The organism is Vibrio thalassae (genome assembly GCF_900089835.1).
Taxonomy (GTDB): domain Bacteria; phylum Pseudomonadota; class Gammaproteobacteria; order Enterobacterales; family Vibrionaceae; genus Vibrio; species Vibrio thalassae.
Window position 1 is genome coordinate 13,148 of the sequence record NZ_OANU01000011.1, and the last position, 19,802, is coordinate 32,949.

Annotated in this window: 20 protein-coding genes; 4 read left to right on the forward strand and 16 right to left on the reverse strand. The window is 44.0% G+C overall.

Going from position 1 to position 19,802, the window contains the following annotated elements; translation table 11 throughout:
- The first annotated feature begins 48 nt into the window (after nucleotides 1-48).
- Nucleotides 49-534 carry a VOC family protein gene (locus VTH8203_RS06215; RefSeq protein ID WP_096992878.1) on the forward strand — a complete coding sequence of 162 codons (486 nt, stop codon included), beginning with the start codon at nucleotides 49-51 and terminating at the stop codon, nucleotides 532-534.
- Nucleotides 535-681: 147 nt separating this feature from the next.
- Here VTH8203_RS06215 and VTH8203_RS06220 read toward each other — a convergent pair whose 3' ends face one another.
- Together VTH8203_RS06220 and trmY are read right to left on the reverse strand one after the other, a co-directional pair.
- Nucleotides 682-1,239: a sugar O-acetyltransferase gene (locus tag VTH8203_RS06220; RefSeq protein ID WP_096992879.1), complete on the reverse strand. Its 558-nt coding sequence runs from the start codon at nucleotides 1,237-1,239 to the stop codon at nucleotides 682-684.
- A gap of 604 nt (nucleotides 1,240-1,843) precedes the next feature.
- Entirely contained in the window at nucleotides 1,844-2,440 is a 597-nt protein-coding gene (gene trmY / locus VTH8203_RS06225) for a tRNA (pseudouridine(54)-N(1))-methyltransferase TrmY (RefSeq protein ID WP_096992880.1), read from the reverse strand.
- A gap of 282 nt (nucleotides 2,441-2,722) precedes the next feature.
- Between trmY and VTH8203_RS06230 the strand changes: the two genes are divergently transcribed.
- A complete protein-coding gene (locus tag VTH8203_RS06230) occupies nucleotides 2,723-3,439 on the forward strand; it encodes a nucleotidyltransferase domain-containing protein (RefSeq protein ID WP_096992881.1) in 717 nt (238 codons plus the stop codon).
- 508 nt (nucleotides 3,440-3,947) lie between these two features.
- Here VTH8203_RS06230 and mnhG read toward each other — a convergent pair.
- The 10 genes from mnhG to VTH8203_RS06280 all read right to left on the reverse strand — a co-directional run bounded on the left by mnhG (nucleotide 3,948) and on the right by VTH8203_RS06280 (nucleotide 13,950).
- Nucleotides 3,948-4,244: a monovalent cation/H(+) antiporter subunit G gene (gene mnhG, locus VTH8203_RS06235; RefSeq protein WP_031494385.1), complete on the reverse strand. Its 297-nt coding sequence runs from the start codon at nucleotides 4,242-4,244 to the stop codon at nucleotides 3,948-3,950.
- A complete protein-coding gene (locus VTH8203_RS06240; RefSeq protein ID WP_038228278.1) occupies nucleotides 4,244-4,528 on the reverse strand; it encodes a cation:proton antiporter in 285 nt (94 codons plus the stop codon). The genes mnhG and VTH8203_RS06240 overlap by 1 nt, the downstream gene beginning before the upstream one ends.
- Entirely contained in the window at nucleotides 4,521-4,997 is a 477-nt protein-coding gene (locus VTH8203_RS06245) for a Na+/H+ antiporter subunit E (protein ID WP_006072307.1), read from the reverse strand. The genes VTH8203_RS06240 and VTH8203_RS06245 overlap by 8 nt, the downstream gene beginning before the upstream one ends.
- Complete coding sequence (locus VTH8203_RS06250; protein ID WP_096992882.1) at nucleotides 4,994-6,487, reverse strand: proton-conducting transporter transmembrane domain-containing protein; 1,494 nt, start codon at nucleotides 6,485-6,487, stop codon at nucleotides 4,994-4,996. Before VTH8203_RS06250 ends, VTH8203_RS06245 begins: the two co-directional genes overlap by 4 nt.
- A complete protein-coding gene (locus VTH8203_RS06255; protein WP_006072303.1) occupies nucleotides 6,487-6,840 on the reverse strand; it encodes a Na+/H+ antiporter subunit C in 354 nt (117 codons plus the stop codon). The genes VTH8203_RS06250 and VTH8203_RS06255 overlap by 1 nt, the downstream gene beginning before the upstream one ends.
- On the reverse strand, nucleotides 6,840-9,467 hold the full coding sequence (gene mbhE, locus VTH8203_RS06260; protein WP_167385793.1) for a hydrogen gas-evolving membrane-bound hydrogenase subunit E: 2,628 nt from the start codon (nucleotides 9,465-9,467) through the stop codon (nucleotides 6,840-6,842). The genes VTH8203_RS06255 and mbhE overlap by 1 nt, the downstream gene beginning before the upstream one ends.
- A gap of 879 nt (nucleotides 9,468-10,346) precedes the next feature.
- Nucleotides 10,347-10,700: a rhodanese-like domain-containing protein gene (locus VTH8203_RS06265; RefSeq protein ID WP_096992884.1), complete on the reverse strand. Its 354-nt coding sequence runs from the start codon at nucleotides 10,698-10,700 to the stop codon at nucleotides 10,347-10,349.
- 39 nt (nucleotides 10,701-10,739) lie between these two features.
- Nucleotides 10,740-11,213: a response regulator gene (locus VTH8203_RS06270; RefSeq protein ID WP_096992885.1), complete on the reverse strand. Its 474-nt coding sequence runs from the start codon at nucleotides 11,211-11,213 to the stop codon at nucleotides 10,740-10,742.
- Complete coding sequence (locus tag VTH8203_RS06275; RefSeq protein ID WP_096992886.1) at nucleotides 11,200-12,525, reverse strand: ATP-binding protein; 1,326 nt, start codon at nucleotides 12,523-12,525, stop codon at nucleotides 11,200-11,202. Before VTH8203_RS06275 ends, VTH8203_RS06270 begins: the two co-directional genes overlap by 14 nt.
- Nucleotides 12,526-12,531: 6 nt before the next feature.
- Entirely contained in the window at nucleotides 12,532-13,950 is a 1,419-nt protein-coding gene (locus VTH8203_RS06280) for an SLC13 family permease (protein ID WP_096992887.1), read from the reverse strand.
- Between the two features lie 207 nt (nucleotides 13,951-14,157).
- Between VTH8203_RS06280 and VTH8203_RS06285 the strand changes: the two genes are divergently transcribed.
- Nucleotides 14,158-15,051, forward strand: a complete 894-nt coding sequence (locus VTH8203_RS06285) for a homocysteine S-methyltransferase family protein (protein ID WP_096992888.1) — start codon at nucleotides 14,158-14,160, stop codon at nucleotides 15,049-15,051.
- A 64-nt stretch (nucleotides 15,052-15,115) separates the two neighbouring features.
- Here VTH8203_RS06285 and VTH8203_RS06290 read toward each other — a convergent pair whose 3' ends face one another.
- Genes VTH8203_RS06290 through tyrR form a run of 4 tightly spaced genes read right to left on the reverse strand, consistent with a single transcriptional unit; the run spans nucleotide 15,116 to nucleotide 18,304 of the window.
- Nucleotides 15,116-15,589, reverse strand: coding sequence for a DUF2947 domain-containing protein (locus VTH8203_RS06290; protein ID WP_096992889.1), 474 nt, complete (start codon nucleotides 15,587-15,589; stop codon nucleotides 15,116-15,118).
- Nucleotides 15,590-15,597: 8 nt separating this feature from the next.
- A complete protein-coding gene (locus tag VTH8203_RS06295; protein WP_096992890.1) occupies nucleotides 15,598-16,185 on the reverse strand; it encodes an HD domain-containing protein in 588 nt (195 codons plus the stop codon).
- Nucleotides 16,182-16,763 (reverse strand): ribosomal protein S5-alanine N-acetyltransferase, encoded by a 582-nt coding sequence (rimJ, locus tag VTH8203_RS06300; protein WP_096992891.1) that lies wholly within the window; start codon nucleotides 16,761-16,763, stop codon nucleotides 16,182-16,184. Before rimJ ends, VTH8203_RS06295 begins: the two co-directional genes overlap by 4 nt.
- Nucleotides 16,763-18,304, reverse strand: coding sequence for a transcriptional regulator TyrR (gene tyrR / locus VTH8203_RS06305; RefSeq protein ID WP_096992892.1), 1,542 nt, complete (start codon nucleotides 18,302-18,304; stop codon nucleotides 16,763-16,765). The genes rimJ and tyrR overlap by 1 nt, the downstream gene beginning before the upstream one ends.
- Before the next feature lie 555 nt (nucleotides 18,305-18,859).
- On the opposite strand from tyrR, the gene VTH8203_RS06310 reads away from it, so the two are divergent.
- Nucleotides 18,860-19,747: a DMT family transporter gene (locus VTH8203_RS06310; protein ID WP_096992893.1), complete on the forward strand. Its 888-nt coding sequence runs from the start codon at nucleotides 18,860-18,862 to the stop codon at nucleotides 19,745-19,747.
- The last annotated feature ends 55 nt before the right edge of the window (nucleotides 19,748-19,802 follow it).

Sequence of the window (19,802 nt, forward strand, 5' to 3'; positions counted from 1 at the left end):
TATACTTTCCTCATCGAAACAAACATCACACAGTATTCGGAGCAAATTATGAAAATGAATCACGTAGGCATCATGGTAGGCGATATGGACCAAGCGGTTGAGTTCTACACCAAAGCGCTTGGACTTAAAATCGTAATGAACAATACCAAAGTGATTGAAGAACGTGAAACCGCGATTGGCTGCATGTGTATCGCCGTATTTGGTGAGGGCTTTAAAGGCTTCAATATCGCACACTTAGTGACAACCGATGGCATTGGTGTTGAGCTGTTTGAAATGAAACAGCGCCAAGAACGTCACAACGTTGACTTCTCTCGTCTGGGTATCTTTCACTTCTGTCTACAAACGGATGATTTTGAAGGTGCTATTGCTCGCACGGAACAATACGGCGGTAAAGTCAGAATGGATATCATGCGTTACCACCCAGAAGATGACACTAAGCCTGCCAAAATGGTTTACCTAGAAGACCCGTTTGGCAACCTTTTCGAACTGTACTCACACACTTATGAAGAAACGTACGCTTCAGATTACGAATAATCGACCCATTGGGGTAGATTGACGATAACTCATGATAAGGGCCTGCATCCAATGCAGGCCCTTTTCGCTCTTATTAACTGAACGTAATCTTAGCGACGTCTTCCCTATGACCGGCTTATGTGGTCACGGCAGGTTGGTGTCGTTATCTTATTGATTCTCGTTAATCTTTCGAATTAACTTAGCTGGCGTTCCACCATAGAGTGAATCCGCTGGAACATCTTTATTGACAACGGAATTGGCCGCAATGACTGAACGAGCGCCAATAGTCACCCCTTGATTGATAACAACATTCCCACCAATCCACACATCATCTTCAATGGTTATGGGTTCACACACCGTTTCCCAGTGTCTACGCTTACGATAATCCAAATCATGACTAGCACAATAAAGCTGCGTATTTGGCCCTATTAACACGTTGTTACCAATGGTAATTTTAGCACCATCCAACATGGTAACGTTCATGTTGATAAACGTCTTTTCACCTATTGAGATGGTTTTACCAAACTCGCAGTAAAACGGAGATCGAATGATACTCGATGATGAAATCGCGCCCATTAACTGCTGAAACAATTCGCTGCGCTGAGAATCATCGGTATTTTGGTTGATGCTTTGCAATAAATCTGAAGCGTTCTGGCGAATAAGGTTGACACAATCAGCACCGCCATCAAACTCTTCGCCAGCAAGCATTTTATCAAATTCAGTCATTCGGTTTGTCATCTTTTCATTGTTAGGTTGGTTACGCTATTTTATCCTAAGTCTCGCTGAGAAACCTAGCGTTTCCACCGTGGCACTTTGGTTCACGTCGTCATCATAGGCTAAACGATCATTGATGATTTAAAAGCTTATCACATACCTTTCTGACCACCGTCAACTCATCACTACTGATATCGCAATATAGCTTTTGATTGATCGCCTTTAAAATGGTTCCATCTCCGCTACGACATCGCGTCCAAGCGATGTAATCACCAGTAAGTACAAATAAAGAGCAATTTTTCAGACCCTAAGGACCAGAATTATAAGGCCTGAAAAATTGGATGTGGTTATTAGTGATTCACAAGCTCAGCGGTTGTGGTTTTGCCCGCGTACAAGCCATCGGGATAGGAAACGTGATAATCCACACCGTCAACGGCCACTTTCAATCCCTTGATTGGTAAAGATTCAGCGGTTGGATTTGCAGCCAGTATTTCCATCTCAGGTATATTGATGTCTTGACTCAGATACCCATAACTTAGCCAAAAAAAAAGCCATTCCTCGATTAGGGATGGCGTTCTAATGATGATTTTTATTGGCTAGTGATAGGGTTCAAACCCTATTCGTTCAAATCTAGCTCGTTGTGAATTAGAGTCACACATTGAGAAGCGAATAACATCTTAGGACCAAGACTAATTTTCTCAGTCCCTAAGCGTTTCAAACTATTAAAGCTCTTTTTCGGCATCGGAATATGGTCGGTAAGTAAGAAACATGAGTTGCCCACAAACTGCTGCTCTCGAATGAAAGTTCCTTTCTTATCCATCATATAAAGCTGGTAATCTTCGGCCAGTTCTTGAACCAGTTTTTCGAAACTAATGGTTCGTACCGTAATACCCGCTTCAACTTGACGCTCTTGCTCTTTACCCATGCCTTGTGAGATGTCTAATGCTCTCGCCACTTTATCGAGTAGCACTTTCTCATGAAAGCCACCAACATTTGTAATGTCGTTGGAACTAAAACGTATCGTGCGCGAGTAATCTTTAGTACTTTCCAAGACGAGGTAAACCACCACATCTTCACGATGAGACTGCGCGACAAAGATCGTGTTCATCAACGTGTGAGCTAAAATTTCAGTGTGAGCCTCCTGACCAACGGAAGCGAGAAGTTGCTGGCTTTCGGTAGGGGCGGAACGAGCTCGAAGTACAAAGGCGCGCATAGATGTAAAATCCTACTTAATGAATATAACGAATAACTTGACCAAGATGCTCTATCGCCAATAAGGCAATAGTCACTGTGGGTCGCCATTATCACAGTTTTGCTTGATGAAGTAACGGCAATAATTTAGCTATTTGCAGAAATAGTCTTCAGCAGAGTGTGCTTTGAACAAAAGTATTTAAGTCAAACTGATAACTTGTTGAGGTTGCCAGACGTTTCACTGATTTGAACTAATCGCTTATGGTAGCATCGACAATCATCGACACGGATCCACACTATCATCATGCACTCACGTCTTTTTGCCCTACCCTCTGCTGAACGAGAATACATAAATCGCTTGTGCGACGTGCTTCAGTTAGTCGCAAGTACTAATATCGTTGGTATCTACTTACTTGGCTCAGCAAGTCAGGGGAGTTATGTTGCGGGTGAAAGTGATTTAGACGTCCAAATGGTGGTAGCGCAACCCCTTTGCGACGCTCAAAAGCAGGCTATCATAGAGGCGTTATCGCACTCTCACCTACCCTGCCCAGCAACCAAATTGGAGTTCGTGGTATATCACAAAGCCCAACTGCGCACAGCACAATCGCTGCACTACGCTATTAATTTCAATACGGGTCGCACCTTAAAGAAAGACTACGTTTCGTTTGACCATAATAATGACCCCAGGCATTGGTTCCTACTCGACATTGCAATGGCCGGCGATTGGGCGATAACGTTATTCGGTGAATCGTTTAATCGCATATTTCCCAGCATTGAACCATCTCTTTTGTTGCAAGCAATGCACGAGTGTCTTACTTGGTTTAACAAACATTATCCGGACAGCAAAGATTGCTATCAGTGCGCTTGCCGCATTCATAGCTATCTATTACGGGGAGTGATGGTCAGCAAACGGCAGTCATTATCAGAGGTGGCTTTAACGGAACAATGGGAGAGTTTACCTGCTCAGGAGTTTGTGGAATCAGTGCTTCAGCAGTTAGATGCGAAGATTGCACACCAATAACCAAGTTGGAAGTGGCACGACGCTATTATGTTCGCGCCACATACTCAAACTTATTGACACCTATTTATGAAGCACGACTAGTCACAGGACCTACTTGTGGAATATGTCGTTCTACATTATAAGATGAACAGTTAAGCTTATTTCCCTATTACTAGACTCACTAGAAATAAAGTACTAGTAATAATAAGCAATATCATTTCTTTTTTACGCATATATTATTCTCCTTCGATTTTTAACGAACGACTAAACTTCAGAACACTTAAAATGGAACTTATAATTTAATGAGCTATCAAAAAGAGGAGCATTGACTCTATAAACTATATTACCTTCCACTCTAATTAAGGTAAATATGAAAATAACATCAAATATAAATTTATCTCGATAGTTAAAGCCATACCACAAAAAATACAATTCACAATCAAATATAACGCTGAATTACAAAACGAAATATGTCGAAATACTCTCCTTTCCATGAAAAGTAGACTCAATGGACGATGATCGTTACAGGTTATTTTTCTCTTCGCCACATCTTATAACCACTAGCGTGCATACTTTTTCCCAACAAGTGCGTCGCAACCGGTGCCGTCAGCAAAATAAATAACATGGTGCCTAGTACACGTGAGGTTACTGTAATATCCGGAATCCCCACCGCTACAGCAGCCAACAACGCTGTTAATCCCATAGTATTAGCTTTGGTTGATGCATGCATTCGGGTATAAAGATCCGGCATTCTTACCACACCAATACTAGCAACGATAACAAAAAAGGTTCCGATACAGAGCAAAATTCCCGTTATGATTTCCATTACTCTTCCTCCTCTAATGTTCTCTTCGCTATAAAGCTTGAGAAAGCAATCGTGCCCAAAAATGCTACCAGACCTAGCGTTATCGCAACGTCTAATAATGATTTTTGCCCACTATCTAAAGTATGTACTGCAATAAATCCAACGGTAATGAATGCAATCAAATCGAGTGCAACCACTCTATCCGCCAAGGTCGGTCCTAATATTAACCTGATCAAAACCATCACCAAGCTAAATAATAATCCAGCGTAAGAAATGGTAATAGTAAACTGTAACCAACTATCCACGAGTCACCTCCAAAATACGCTTTTCCATCCCTTGCTTAATAGTTTGAATAACCTCTTCATGTTTAGGTGCGAACATAGCGTGAACGACCAAGTGTTTTTTATCTTCTGTGACATCCAAACTTAGACTGCCTGGCGTTAATGACACCATATTAGCCAGTAGCGTAATTTCTAAGTCTGTCGTCACGTCCAGAGGCACATAAACAATATCCGGGTCACTCAAGTGTGTTGGCGTCACCACATCCCAAACCACTTGAGCTGCGGAAATCACCATCTCATAGCAGAAACACAGAAACAGCTTAATCACCGCACTGAAGCGTGTGAAATAAGTGGATTTCATTCCAAATGGCTGACTTAGTCTCAAAGCAAAGAAGCCAACCGTAAACCCAACCACGAAATTTAGACCACTGTATTCGCCGTTGATCAGCATCCAAGCACCTGCTAGGAAAACATTGAGGAAAAAGTAGTTCATGCTCCACCTCCTAAGACCGCATTGATGTAGGCACTCGGGTCTAGTAACTGCTCTGCTGCTCCCATGGCTAGCTGGAAAAAAGGCTCTGCAATGAATCCAAACAACAGCGCCATTGATGTCAGGCTGATGATAGGTGCGTAATACAACACCTTGGTTTTCTTACACAGTTTTTTCGCTGGCTTATTTTCTGGTTGTGGCTTCCAAAACGCTTCGCTCCAAATTTTGGTCATCGAAAACAGTGTCAGTAGCCCAACAAATAGAGCTGTACCCGCTAGCCAATAATACTCAACGTGTAGACTGTCTCGAATAACCAGAAACTTACCCCAGAAACCTGACAGAGGAGGAAAGCCTGCAAGTGAAAACGCTGGGATAAGGAACAGAAACGCCAGCAATGGTGTCGATTTGTATACCCCGCCTAAGTGGCGCAATTCACTCGTGCCATACTTGCGTTCTAATACCCCACCAATCAGAAACAGGTTCGACTTCACGATAATATGGTGGACGATGTAGAAGATCGTTCCAGCAAGCGCTAACGGTGTCGCAATGGCTAGACCCATTGCCATATAACCAAGCTGGCTAATACTGTGGAACGACAAGATCTTCTTTACGTTGAACTGACTCGCCGCACCTAAAACGCCAGCCAACATAGTTAACCCAGCAATCCATAACATTAATGGTTGCCAACCACTGTCCGACAAAGGAAACACAAGGGTGAACATCCGCATAAGCGCATAGATGCCAACTTTAGTCAGTAGTGCAGCAAACAGAGCAACAACACCACTTGGTAACGTATGGTATGACGCTGGTAACCAGGCAAACAGTGGAAATAATGCCGACTTAATGGCGAACGCAAACAAGAATAGCACCGCCACCGTTGACTGAGTTTGCGAGTGAATGGATGCGACTTTCCCATGCAAGTCAGCAAGATTCAAAGTGCCCGTTGCCCCATAAAGCAAACCAATCGCCAGCAAGAACATTAGCGTTGAGATCAAATTCAACATTACGTACTTAACGGCTCCATCTACCTGTTCACGAGTGGCATCCAGTACCATTAATCCGAACGAGGCAATCAGCATCACTTCAAACCAGACATATAGGTTGAATATATCCCCCGTTAAGAACGCCCCGTAAACACCTGCCAATAGAATATGGATTAATGAATGGAACAAGCTATACGACGGTTTAGGTCGTAAATCTGCCATGACATAGAATACGATGATTACCCCAATGAAAGCAGTCATGACTACCATGCCTGCACTCAGCATATCGGCGACAAATACGATACCAAATGGCGCCGCCCACTGACCAAACGCGACCGCTTGTGGGCCCAAAGTAGTGACATCGGCAAACAGCATTACGCTGGCGAGCAAGGTAATTAGCGCACTAACACCACTAATCCACTCAACGTATCTCACATGATTGCGACTAAAGAAAACTAAAGCCGAAGTAAGCACTGAGAGAACGACAGGTAACGTTAACCAAAGCGACATTACTGCTCCTCCTCTGAATACGTCATTTGATCAATATCCGCTGTTAAGGACTCTTGGTAGGCTCGATAAAACAGCACCAACGTGAACACCAATAAACCAAACCCAATCACAATGGCCGTTAAAATCAATGCTTGAGGTAATGGGTTTGCAGCACCTATAGGCGGCACAACTGCATTAGCATCAATCAATGGTGGCTCACCTACTGTCAGCCTACCCGCTGTAAAGATCGCCATATTGACAGCACTACTCAGCATAATTAAGCCAAATAGAACGCGTAACAAATGGCGCTCGAGCATCAAATAGATCCCAGCGGCAACAAACACCCCTACGACCACACTCCATAAAATTTCCATTAGTTAAGCTCCTCACTGACGTGCAGTACCATTCCCATAACACCACCAATAACACCCAGATAAATACCAATATCAAAGATCAATGGTGTGCCGAGCGGAAGGACATCTTTCCACCACAACCCAGTCAAGAAAGGTAAGTTGAATAACAAGCTGATAACGCCTGCGATAAAGCTCAGCAATACGCCAAACATAGCAATACTGAATGGCGCGAAGTGCAATCGCTCACGCACATACTTGGGAGACTCTGCAAACATCAGTAGTGATAAACCAATCACTGCGATAAGCGCACCGATAAAGCCACCACCAGGCGAGTTGTGTCCTCGCATCAGGAGATAGAGTGAGAACACCAACATCAAAGCAGCAACGATATGCGAAGCAGTACCAAAGATCAGCGACTGAATGTTCTTGTAGGTCACACTACCCGGCTTCAGTAGACTGACCGCACATAGCCCAGCCATTACCACCACAACCACTTCACCAAAGGTATCGAACGCACGGAAGTCCACTAGAATTACGTTCACAATATTGCGCCCGTGACCGCCAGGAACGCTGTTGTTAGAAAAGAACTCTGCCACACTGGTATCCATCGGCTGTGAAGTAATGTTGATAAGCAGCATAGTGATGGCAAAACCAATCACACTAGCAACCACTGCGTGGAGCGTTTTTCTTTTTATTGAATGTTGACGAACCGTGGCCAGCTTAGGCACATGACGCATCAGCAAGACCAAAAACACCACCATTAGCGTTTCTACCAAAAGTTGCGTCTTAGCCACATCAGGAGCGCTGTAGATCATAAACACCAAAGTTGTCATGAAGCCGATCATTCCTAACGCCGCAACCGCAAGAAGTTTCGTTTTAGAAACAATGACGACAACCGTTGAGACAATAAGCAGTAGTGCTACTGCAAACTCGTAGAACTTAGCGTCAACAAGTTGACTAAACATAACGTTCGAAGAAATATGAACTTGAGATACCAGCAGTACTGCCAACGCTGAAAATGAAATCAACCCATAAAAACTCATGCGCTTTCGCTGCATCAGATTAGTTTGCCAAGACGCAAATGCCATCATTCCTTTTAGCAAACCATCAAACACCTTGTTCGCATTAGGCAAAGTGATAGATAACCGTGTCCACTGAGCGAGTAACCAAGGGTAAATCTTATACACTGAGACACCTAGCAAGAGCGTCACCGCACTTAACACCAGAGGCAGATTAATGCCATGCCATAACTTGAGTGGCTCTGGCTCAGATATCGGAGCAATCGAGGTCACGCCGGGCAAAATAACTTGTTCATTAAGCCAGCCAAGCCCAAGTACCGTCGCGAGTACACTAACTAGCGCAAGCGTAATTGGAGGAAGCCACAGCCCCTTATTTACCTCAATAGGTTTGGCTGGTGTTGGTTCACCCTGGTATTTCCGTGAGAAGGGCTTTATTAGAAGAGCAAGCACCAACGTAACGGTCAGTGCATTGACCACCAGCATTAACAGTACCGCTAACGAGCTCACTTCCAAACCAGCTTTGTACATGTACTCTTTACTCAAAAAACCTGGTAGTGGCGGAACGCCCGATGTAGATAGCGCCGCGATAAATGCAGCCACAAAGCTAATTTGTAATACCGGACGTAATCCACGAAGCACCCCAACCTCACGAGTCCCTGTCGCCTTATCGATGTTGCCAATCACCATGAACAAGCCCGCTTTATACATCGAGTGAGCAACGATCAACATTAATGCAGACTTAAGCGCCAAATCGGTACCAATACCTAACAAAAACGTCAGCTTGCCGAGAACGACTGTTGTACTGTAGGCAAGCATTAGTTTTAGGTCGGTCTGTTTTAAAGCTAGAACAGCACACCAAAGCGCCGTGAAACCACCCACTGTTGTTAGGGTATAAAACCAAACCTCGCTGTGGGCGTAAATGGGCGAAAGCAGAGCTAATAAAAAGATCCCGGCTTTCACCATCGTTGCCGAATGCAGATAAGCACTCACAGGCGTTGGTGCCGCCATCGCATTAGGTAACCAGAAATGAAACGGGAACTGCGCTGACTTGGTAAATGCACCCAATATAATGAGTAACAATGATGGTACAAACAGTGCGTGGTCATGAATGACCGACGCCTGCTGTAAAATAGTCGTCAATTGATAGCTTTCGGCCATGTTCCCTAAAAGAATCAGACCCGCTAGCATCGCTAAACCACCAGCGCCAGTAATAAGTAAAGATTGCAGTGCATTCTTTCTAGTAGTTGGGTTCTCGTGGTTAAAACCAATCAGCAAATAAGACGTAATGGTTGTTAGTTCCCAAAAAACAAATAGTAACAACACGTTATTACTGAGCACTACTCCCAGCATCGCTAACATAAATGCCGTTAAGTAAAAGTGAAATTTGAGACGGTTCGGATATTCACGCAAATAAGCCAACGCGTATATTTGCACTAAAGTACCTATACCGCTAATCAAACAGGCAAATAGAAATGATAAACCGTCGAGCCTAAAGCTGAGATCTAAGCCTAAGCTTGGAACCCACGATGCAGTCCACGCCACGCCTTCAGGGCTATACAAGTATAAGATTGAAAGAAATATCGACAGAGGAAACACAGCAAACAACGCGAATAGCTGTGAGCTTTGCAGGTTTACACGCTCACCTTGTTTGCCGAGTTTATTGGACGTCAATGCAGCCTTTTCGATGTTCAAGTTAATACTCACCTTTATCTACTATATCTAAGTGAATTCACGATAAATACCAAATTGCAGAAATAGCAAAACGGTCACTTACCATTGCAGCAACCTTATTCAATTAGTTCCATATACCCGAAGTAGTGCTTGTTTTTGATGGGGGATTTTTGTAGCCACGTATATGACTAATTTAATATCAGAACAACCATTGAAATGACTTATTAAATAATCTTTACATCCTAAACGATATAAATTCTATCCTTGGCGAGCATTTTAGTTCCAGAATACAATTGTAAAAATTCGTTGATTATTGGAAATTCCAATTTCCGAATGTATAAGAAAGCCTAATTACGAATATATTTATTAAAAGCGTTTTAATTGGATGACAGATTGTAACTAATGGTGTCAGACTAACAGAGATGGACGCATGAATCGCCCACAATGAGGTGGCATGCCTTGTTCTTTTAATTCAACAGGTTAATAAATGGAGTTTGCATGATCATCGATCAAAAACTTCTACTGACGGAATATTCATCTTACCGAGAAAAATATTATCAAATTAAGAAACTCGAAAATACCGAATCATAAGTTATGTTTTTACTGACGATATATCAGATAGAATTAAATTCAAGTAATAAAGTGCAATTATTCGTTTCAGGATCACACTTTTCATCCAAGGAAATCCGGATTAAATAATCTGTGTTAAAGCGGGATGATTCACTACAAAATGTCATAGCGGCTCCAACATTCGGTATGGTCACCCCTTGCACAATAGATACACATCAATGGACAGTTTGCTTGGGTGACGATACGAATGATAGTGGGGTTCTGCTGTTATTGTGCGCTTTTTTGTTCGCGCATTTCTTCGAATCCACCCGCGTTATGGACATGACTAAAACCGATGGAGGTTAAGTAGTCCAACGCTTTGCCTGAACGGTTTCCGCTCCGGCAATAAACAACAATGGGTGTAGACTTATCAATATGAGCAAAGTACTTATCGATATCCGATAACGGGTAGTTCTTAGCGCTGGCCAAATGACCATCCGCAAATTCAGCTGGGGTACGTACATCCACCAGCAGCGCTCCTTGCTCGATCATTTGCCATCCTTGTTCTGCACGCTCAGATGCCATTACGTTGCCAGTGATTAAGGCAACACAGAGCACGGATAATGGCAGTAGTTTCTTCATAACTCCTCCTAATAAATACCAAACCAAATACTCAAAACACTAACGCAGCCTTTCAAGCACAACCGTTTGGTCAAGTTGTTCATGATAAGGCTGATAATCAAAGCCTTTATCAAAAATATAGTGGGTCACCAGAGTTCGTACACACCCTACAAGCTCATCGGCGCTCCAAGGCTTCTCAAAATAATGGCTTACGCCTGCCGTATTAATGGCTGTAATGGTATCGGTGTGCGTCGCCTGTCCGGTTAAAAGCACTTTTTTGGTCTCTTTAAATCGGCTATCTCTTGAGACTTCTGTTAGCAACTCTACCCCTGTCATTCCCGGCATTACATGGTCAGAGACAATAACCGCAATGCATTCACCTTCTGCATCCAAATCTTCCATAAGTTCGAGGACTTCTTCACCAGACTCGCAATCTTCAATGTTGAGCCAACAGGCTAAAGGTTCTAAATCCTGAATAACCGCGCTCAAGACTTCTCGCTGATCATCGACACAAATGACATTAAGCTTCTCCATATGCTTCTCCTAAAGGTAATTTGACTCGGAAGATGGTGCTCTCTTTATCGCTTTTAACGACAATAGAACCACCATTTTCACTGATAATTCGTTTAACGATGGATAACCCTAGCCCTAAACCGAAGGACAAACCGCCCTTTTTAGTCGTGAAATTAGGCTGGAATATTTTACGGCGGGTAGGCTCATCAATCTCTGGCCCATTATTGGCGATAGTGACCAAAATTCTTTGATTTGATAACTTGGTCTGAATGTCGATTTGAGGCGATTCCGTTTGCAACATAGCATCACAAGCGTTTTTGACGATGTTACTCCATACCTGTACATATTCAGTGGATGCCCCTTTGATTAGCGGCAATGTTGCCGGACGCAATCGAACCGACACACGGCGTAGGTCACTTTGCAACAACGCAAGTGCTTTGTTTATGGTGTCATTGATATCAAGCAGTTCATCAGGCTCTCCGTCAGTGCGTCCCAACTGTTTCACCGATTTCACGATACCTACCGTGTGTTTGGCGGCAACGCGTAAGTCGTGGAGATCGCGTCCCATACCCCAGTACTTTAATGCCTGCTCTGGATCGGCCAACCAACTATCGGGAATCGTATTGCTAGCCGTGGCCCTTGCTAGGCGTTTTGCTAGGTTTCGCTCTAACCGATAGTCTGACTGTATTTGCTTGGCAATTTGTCTAACTTCACTTGATGACGCGCTTTGACCTTGCATCAAGCCAACATCAAAAAACTGACTCGCCTCAGGATGCACCTCTTCGAGAAGTTGAATCAAGTCTTGTTGCAACCGTTCTGTTTTGCTGCTCACCACGCCAATCGCGTTGTTGAGTTCATGAGCAATACCAGCAGCAAGTTGTCCAAGTGTTGTCATTTGTTCAGCAGTGTGCAAACGCTGCAAGGCTTTCTCTTTTGCCAGCGCTTCTTGAGTCGCACGTCGCTGACGCCTTGAAAGTTCATTGACCATTACTGGCATAAATTGCGCGTTAAGTGGTCCCAACGTTTGCGGAGAAACCGCTGGTGTATGTCGGTCAATCCACGCCAATGTCACTTCAGTTTTAGCAATTACCGTCGACGAGGCGATCCAGGTCCCAGAAAAAAAACTATGCACACCGATAAACGCTCCGGCTGACGCCGTAAAGAGTTTGGTTAATTTACCGTCTTCGTCACTTTCAAAATAGCCCTCCAACTCGCCTTTCAATACTAGGTAAAGGCGATAATTTTGACCGTTTTGACGCAGCACGACTTCATCGGCAGATAAGGTTACCTGCCGATCACTTTGCGAAAAATAGTGTCGTACTAATTGCTCCATACATCCCTACCCAACATGCCCGACAGCATGCAACAGCCAAACCAATACGAAGCTTAGCAGCACACCGACTACACCAAGAATCACGCCTACTTTGGCCATTTGGTTACTTTTCACATGTCCTGTTGCATGAGCTAAAGCGTTAGGCGGGGTACTAATTGGCAACGACATACCCAGTGATGCGGCGAACGTGACAACAAGGATGAGCGTAATTTCGCCTCCCAGCGGAGCGAGAGAGGCCATCGAGGTGCCCAACGCCGCCATAATTGGCATCAATAAGTTCGCCGTTGCGGTGTGCGACATAAAGTTTGCCATGACTAAACATAAGAAGGCTGCACCAAACAGTACCGCATATGGAGAGAACGCATCGAACGGAATACTATGAACGACAAGCTTCGCGAGTCCTGTTTTGTCTAACGCTAATCCAAGAGCAATACCACCAGAGACTAACCAAAGAACATCCCATGAGATTTTCTTGAGATCTTCTTTGTTGATAATTCCAGTTAGCGAGAAGATCGCAACAGGAATCAAGGCAACGGTGTAAGAGTTCATCCCGTGACTCGAGCCCATCAACCAAAGTACGATGGTCAATGCAAATGTCACGTAAACCATGATCGCTTTCGGTGTTTTTAAGAACTTACCTTTAATAGACAGTTCTATCTTCTTTTGGTCAGCACTGAACAGAAAATTTATCAGCATCCAAGCCAATGCCATCATCACTACCACGAACGGCACACCAAACGCCATCCATTCACCAAAACTGATGTAGTTATCCCCTACCAGATATTTCAGCGCAATCGCATTAGGTGGTGTGCCAATTGGGGTTCCCATACCACCAATGTTAGCTGCAACGGGAATACATAACGCAAAAGCAATACGTCCTGGGTCTTTGGGGCCAAACACCGCAATGACCGGCGTTAAAATAGAGAGCATCATTGCCGTGGTAGCAGTATTCGACATAAACATAGAGAAGATGCCAGTGATCAGCATTAAACCCAGCATCACGTATTTAGGGTCAGTGCCAAAAGGCTTTAACAACACCCGCGCGAGGTTAACATCGAGGCGATATTTAGTCGCAGCCATCGCCAAAAAGAAACCACCAAGAAACAACATAATGATGGGGCTCGCAAACGTCGCCATGATTTCGTTATAACTCAGCAATTGACCAAAATGCGGCTGCCCTTCACTCAACCTAAATAGATACAAACCTTTGTTGGAAACCAGTAACAGCTCTAGCACAATAATCACGACGGATGTCGCGTAAATAGGGATAGGCTCGAATACCCAACATAGGGCCGCGAGAAGGAAAATTGCGATGACACGCTGTTGAACAATGGTCAATCCTTCGAAGGGGAATGCCGAAAGTGGCATAAGCAAAACGATTAATGGGATAGATATCGGAATGATATACTTTAAAAACTTTTGCATGGTACTGCTCGTCCTGAGAAATATTTTACTGTGAGCAGTATCACGCTGCTATGCATAGACCGACTTAGCGTAGGATCAAAGTTTTTGCATATTTATCATGAAGTTTCTTGGAGTGTGAATTGGGTAACAATTTGCTATTGTTACAGACAACAATGATTGCACTTATATAAATCATACGACAACGGTTTAGCTGTAGGTAACCTGATAATGAATCCACTCACTATTCTTGATGGCGGTATGGGTCGAGAGCTCAAGCGCATGGGAGCACCATTTTCTCAACCTTACTGGAGCGCACAAGCATTAATAGAAGCACCACATTTTGTAGAACACGCTCATCAGCAATTTATTGATGCTGGTGCCGATATCATTACAACCAACAGCTATGCGTGTGTGCCTTTCCACTTGGGCGATAAACTCTATCAAGAGCGAGGCATAGAGCTTGCCCATTTAGCGGCGCAATTGGCAAAAAACGCTGTGTTGCACAGCCAACGTCATGTAACGATTGCAGGCTCCCTGCCTCCCGTGTTTGGCTCCTATCGTCCCGATCTGTTCTTAGCAGAGCAAGCCGCACAGGTGTGGCACGATTTACTGCAAGCGCAAGAGCACAATGTCGATGTTTGGCTAGTTGAAACTCTGTCTAGTATTGAAGAAGCTCAGGTGGTCTCCCATGTGTTAGCTCAGTCCCCAAAACCTAAATATTACGCCTATACCTTGTTAGATGATGTAAATCAGCTAGGTAAACTGCGCTCAGGTGAAACGGTAGAAGATGCAGTGCAGTCTTTGTTAAAGCACAACCCAGATGGCATCTTATTCAACTGCTCGATACCCGAGGTGATTGAATCAGCGTTAGAAGTCACGGCAAGAGTTTTGAAACATCACCACGCTTCAATTCATTTGGGAGCCTTTGCCAATAGCTTTACGCCAATTCGGTCTGGGCACAAAGCGAATGATGCCGTACAGGAGTTAAGAGAAGTCTCTCCACAAGACTATTTGCGATTTGCCAAACAGTGGCAACAGCATGGAGCGACGATTATTGGTGGGTGTTGTGGGATTGGACCAGAGCATATTAACGTGTTAGCGCAATGGAAAGCGAACGTATAGTGTCTACAACTTTCAAGTAAATATAGAAAAGCCAGACGTTGCATGGTCTGGCTTTTGAGTCATTCTATTTGCGATGGCCTAATCGCACGGTTCCCTGAGTCGAGAACCAAAGTGCTTCCGAGCGACGACGACCAAGTAAGATAGGGCCATCATCGTAAAACAGGAAGTTCTTCCAGTACTGTTTAAACACCGACCATTTGGTTTCAATCACATTGTACTTCTCATAACAGAAATACACAGTGACATCATCTTGCCAATCGATAAACTGCCCCACCGCTTGTGGTAAGTCATTCTCGTCAGCTTCCCAAGCCGCCATCCAATCAACGTCATCTTGCCAATTGCTGTCTTTCATCGGCCAATCTTGAGAGCTTAAACGCTCTGCATCTGGACTCTGAGCACTGATATTCTCTTTCCAAAACTGCGCCGCACGCGCTTGAGTCATGGGTTTAATCTGTGGCCAATCTTGCTCAGGTACCGGCATTGATTGATGCGTAAAAATCCATTTTCTTTGGTATTCATCCAAAGTTATGTAAGACATTTAGTCTCCTAATTTCTTAACCAGCCATTTTCTGTGGCTTCTTCTATCAGCAATTTTGCTTTATCCCACAGCACTTGTGAACCTTTTTCTATGCGTTGGTTCACTTGCATTACTTGTTGCACGCTGACATTGTTTTCTATCCAGCTTTGACCATTATTATGGTAATTCAATAACATAGGGATAAGTCGGTCCAAGGCTTTTGCGAATTTAGCTTCTGAAGATTCTGCCGCCTCAAACTCACACCAGACACAAAACAAAGCCTCACTTTGGTCATCGGGTAGCATGCCAAACAAACGCTTTGCCGCTTCAAGTTCCGTTTGCTGCTGCGTCTCATAGGCCGCCGTGTCATACACAAAAGTATCACCGGCATCAATTTCAACCATATCGTGTAGCAGAAGCATTTTCACTACTTTAGTGATATCGACCGGTTCGTTCGCGTGCTCTTGCAACAGCAAGGCCATCATAGCGACATGCCAACTGTGCTCGGCACTGTTTTCAAACCGCCCGTTTGCACATCGAATACGAGTACGGCGTAATACCGACTTGAGCTTGTCTAGTTCCATCAATAAGTTGAGTTGTTGATCAAGCCTGCTCATGATGACGCTTTCCAACTGGAATTAATAAGCGACGTTAACACATGATCTTCCCACTTATCGTTGATTAACAGATAGTTTTTAGCAAAGCCTTCTCTCTCAAAACCCATCGATTGCAACACCGCTTCACTACGAACATTCCTTGGCATATAAGAAGCAGCAATACGATGCATATTCTGAACCTCGAACATATAGGGTATCGCTAACTGTAATGCTTTACGCATGTAACCATGACCTTGTGCACTTTCTGCTAATGAGTATCCAAGGTTACATGAGTGAAATGGAAAACGAATTAAACTGCTAAACGAGATCGTCCCCTGCATTTCATTGGTCTGCGCGTCGAATATCAGGCAGTAATACGCCAACCCTAAACGGTGCAGCTCCTCTAATTTAACCAACTTCGCCGCCCACGATTCCACTTTATAGAAATCTGCATCTCGCTTAGGCTCCCAAGGTTCGAGAAAGGCTTTATTCTCTCGAAAATACTGGGCAATCGTGTAAGCGTCGGATGGTTTAGCCGTTCTTACCAAAACATTCCCTTCACGACGATGCAGCTGCACCGCCGAGCTAAGATCTTCCATTAATTCTTCCTGATATTGTAGTCACGCAGCTTATTCGCAATAGAGGTGTGTGACACATTAAGACGCTTGGCAAGTTTGCGACTCGATGGGAAGGATTGATAGAGCTTTTCCAGGACACGGGACTCGTAATCTTTCATGATGTCATCTAATGAACCATCGATATTCAAATTCACTGCACCAGAATTTACCCCTTCCAGCTTAGGTAAATTGAAATCTGCAAGTTGAAGCGTCGACCCTGTCACTTGAGTGAGTGCGCGCAGCACCATATTGTCCAACTGACGCATATTCCCCGGCCAAGGGTAGTGACTGAGAGATTTAACTAACTCCTCACCACTCTCCGGTCTCGCAATCCCTAACTTGTTACTGTGTTTAGCCACAAACAGCTCTAATAAAGGCGCAATATCGCTTGCTCTTTCGCGTAATGGCGGGATCGTAAGCGTCAGCACGTTTAGGCGATAATAGAGATCTTCGCGAAATGCGCCTTGCTCCGCCAAATCCGCTAGATTGTAGCGAGTGGAAGCGATAATACGCACATCAACGTGAACCTCATGCTCTTCCCCTACTCGTCTAAAGGTGCCATCTTGTAAGAAACGCAGCAGTTTGATTTGTAAATGAGGACTCATCTCACCGATTTCATCGAGTAGCACCGTACCGCCGTTCGCTTGCTCAAAAATACCTTTATGCCCGTGTTCATGATTAAACGAACCAGGAGCATGACCAAACAGTTCCGTTTCGGCAACGTCATCTGGCATAGAAGCACAACTTAATACCAAAAATGGATGAGACGCTCGATTCGAGCGGTTATGACATGCTTTCGCCAGCATTTCTTTGCCCGTGCCAGTTTCGCCTTCGATCAATAGCGGTTGATCCAACATAGCGAGCTTTTTCGCTTGGCTCATAAGCGCTTTGTGACGATTAGACACTCCAACAAAATGCTCAAAACCTAATGTGTTGCTATCGGCAAGTACATCTGGCGCAGTGGACGTCGCTGTTGGATGAATACTCATTACCGCACTGGCTAACAGCGTCTCATTTGACTCACCGGTAATATAAACCGGCAATATTTCCATGGTGTAGTCCAAACCATCAATAACAATGGCTTGTTTTTGACGAGAAATCTCACCCTCTATCCACTTAGTGAAATTAAAACTTGGCAGTAAATGAGAGATTAACTGCCCAATGGCTTCTTCTTCGCTCTTGGCTAAAAGCTTTAATGCGGCATGGTTCGCCATATCAATCGCACCTTTGAGATCGATTGATAACACTGGGTAAGGCAAGTTGGTGAGCAGTGACACAAGCTCGGTATTGTGTCGTTCGCTAGGCATAAACTGGATCTTTCGAACGTCTTTTACACCAGAAATTCGGCGAATTTCTGTCATCAGGTTTCTAAATGTCTCGAAATCAATGTCTGGACAGTTTAAGTAGATAATCCCAGAAATATCAATTTCAATGCCACGCAAGTCGATACTGTTGGACGCCAGAATGTCCAATAGCTCGCGCGTGAGTCCCAGTCTATCTTCGCAAAAAACCTCTAAACGCACTTTGTCTTCCTATAGAAAGTGTCACGAAATGTTGACAGTAAGTGTGTATGACAAGCGGATTCGCGTCAACAAAAACAGTATGTTGCACCCTCGATTTGGCTTATTTTTATGCGTTCTGTAGGTAAAATGATGGCTAATTTGCCGATATGGCTTGCTCTAGGTCGGAATAAACAGTAACTAACTGATCTACTTAGGTAACTTTTAGCAATTGAAGTACAGGGATGCGCTCTGTAATTAACTAAATCTAACAACATGCATCGATCAATCGAGTCATCAAGACTATCGATACATTGCCTAAATCGCGGTACGGTCTTAGCATCAAAATGTGGCGCATCAACGTCAATCACGGTATGGGTCCCATTGCTATAGGTGATAAATGACACTAGTCTCTCCCTGCATAGCCAATCAAACTTAATCCGCTAATCATAGTGTTAACAGACACTACCTCTGTATGTGTAATTGTCTTTATCAGATATATCAATAATCCAACCACGTTCTGGTATGGTTTATCTCGGCAAAATAACGCAGAATGAGCAAAAAAACGAGTCAACTTTTATGCACGTTAAATATCGCGCTGAAATTATTTTGGTTTTTACCACTTTGCTTGCAGGCGCCGGATGGGTGTTTTCTAAAGAAGCCATTCAAGGGCTTCCGCCATTTGGTTTTATTGGACTGCGGTTTATCTTCGCTTCTTTGATCTTGCTACCCTTTTGTATGCGTGCTCTTAAGGCCGCATCACTGGGTGATTGTCTAAAAGCAATGAGCGTAGGCTGTTTCTTAGGAAGCGCCATTTTTTGTTGGATTCACGCCATTTCCATTAGCGACACCTTAGGCGAAGGGGCATTTATTATGAGCCTTTCAATGCTATTTGTTCCAATTGTCGCTTGGATACTATTTAAAACGAAACCGATACGCGCATTTTGGTTCTCACTACCCATTGCCGCTGCTGGCTTATTTCTACTGTCGTGGAAAGGAAGTTGGCAAACTGACCCCAGTCAGATTTGGTTTTTGGTATCCGCGGTTGGTTTAGCGCTGCATTTTAATTTCAATAGTAAGTATTCCGCGCAACTTTCTCCGATGCTGCTGACGACCCTACAACTTTTCGCAACCGGTTGTTTAGGTGTCATTTTATCACTCAGTTTTGAAACATGGCCTGACCATGTGTCATTGATTACCTGGAAGTGGTTGGCACTGAGTGTTTTGTTAGCGACCAGTCTTCGCTACTTAATGCAAACAACGGGGCAAAAATTGGCCAACCCAACGAATGCAGCCTTGTTGATGCTACTCGAACCAGTTTGGACACTCATTTTAAGTGTCTTGTTTTACGCAGAATCCATGCCGATTAACAAGATTTTTGGTTGTTTGTTACTGCTTGCCTCTTTGATCTTCTACCGTTTGAGCTCAGTGGTTTCGATACGAAGAGCAAAACGATTAAGCCAATAACACAAACAGCGCCCTCCAGAGGGCGCTGTTTATTTACAGTCAATGGCCGTGAATC

Excerpts from the sequence above, each read along its gene's own strand:
- VTH8203_RS06215 (WP_096992878.1), top strand. The coding sequence starts at position 49 with ATGAAAATGAATCACGTAGGCATCATGGTAGGCGATATGGACCAAGCG.
- VTH8203_RS06220 (WP_096992879.1), bottom strand. The coding sequence starts at position 1,239 with ATGACTGAATTTGATAAAATGCTTGCTGGCGAAGAGTTTGATGGCGGT.
- trmY (WP_096992880.1), bottom strand. The coding sequence starts at position 2,440 with ATGCGCGCCTTTGTACTTCGAGCTCGTTCCGCCCCTACCGAAAGCCAG.
- VTH8203_RS06230 (WP_096992881.1), top strand. The coding sequence starts at position 2,723 with ATGCACTCACGTCTTTTTGCCCTACCCTCTGCTGAACGAGAATACATA.
- mnhG (WP_031494385.1), bottom strand. The coding sequence starts at position 4,244 with ATGGAAATCATAACGGGAATTTTGCTCTGTATCGGAACCTTTTTTGTT.
- VTH8203_RS06245 (WP_006072307.1), bottom strand. The coding sequence starts at position 4,997 with ATGAACTACTTTTTCCTCAATGTTTTCCTAGCAGGTGCTTGGATGCTG.
- VTH8203_RS06250 (WP_096992882.1), bottom strand. The coding sequence starts at position 6,487 with ATGTCGCTTTGGTTAACGTTACCTGTCGTTCTCTCAGTGCTTACTTCG.
- VTH8203_RS06255 (WP_006072303.1), bottom strand. The coding sequence starts at position 6,840 with ATGGAAATTTTATGGAGTGTGGTCGTAGGGGTGTTTGTTGCCGCTGGG.
- VTH8203_RS06265 (WP_096992884.1), bottom strand. The coding sequence starts at position 10,700 with ATGAAGAAACTACTGCCATTATCCGTGCTCTGTGTTGCCTTAATCACT.
- VTH8203_RS06270 (WP_096992885.1), bottom strand. The coding sequence starts at position 11,213 with ATGGAGAAGCTTAATGTCATTTGTGTCGATGATCAGCGAGAAGTCTTG.
- VTH8203_RS06275 (WP_096992886.1), bottom strand. The coding sequence starts at position 12,525 with ATGGAGCAATTAGTACGACACTATTTTTCGCAAAGTGATCGGCAGGTA.
- VTH8203_RS06280 (WP_096992887.1), bottom strand. The coding sequence starts at position 13,950 with ATGCAAAAGTTTTTAAAGTATATCATTCCGATATCTATCCCATTAATC.
- VTH8203_RS06285 (WP_096992888.1), top strand. The coding sequence starts at position 14,158 with ATGAATCCACTCACTATTCTTGATGGCGGTATGGGTCGAGAGCTCAAG.
- VTH8203_RS06290 (WP_096992889.1), bottom strand. The coding sequence starts at position 15,589 with ATGTCTTACATAACTTTGGATGAATACCAAAGAAAATGGATTTTTACG.
- VTH8203_RS06295 (WP_096992890.1), bottom strand. The coding sequence starts at position 16,185 with ATGAGCAGGCTTGATCAACAACTCAACTTATTGATGGAACTAGACAAG.
- rimJ (WP_096992891.1), bottom strand. The coding sequence starts at position 16,763 with ATGGAAGATCTTAGCTCGGCGGTGCAGCTGCATCGTCGTGAAGGGAAT.
- VTH8203_RS06310 (WP_096992893.1), top strand. The coding sequence starts at position 18,860 with ATGCACGTTAAATATCGCGCTGAAATTATTTTGGTTTTTACCACTTTG.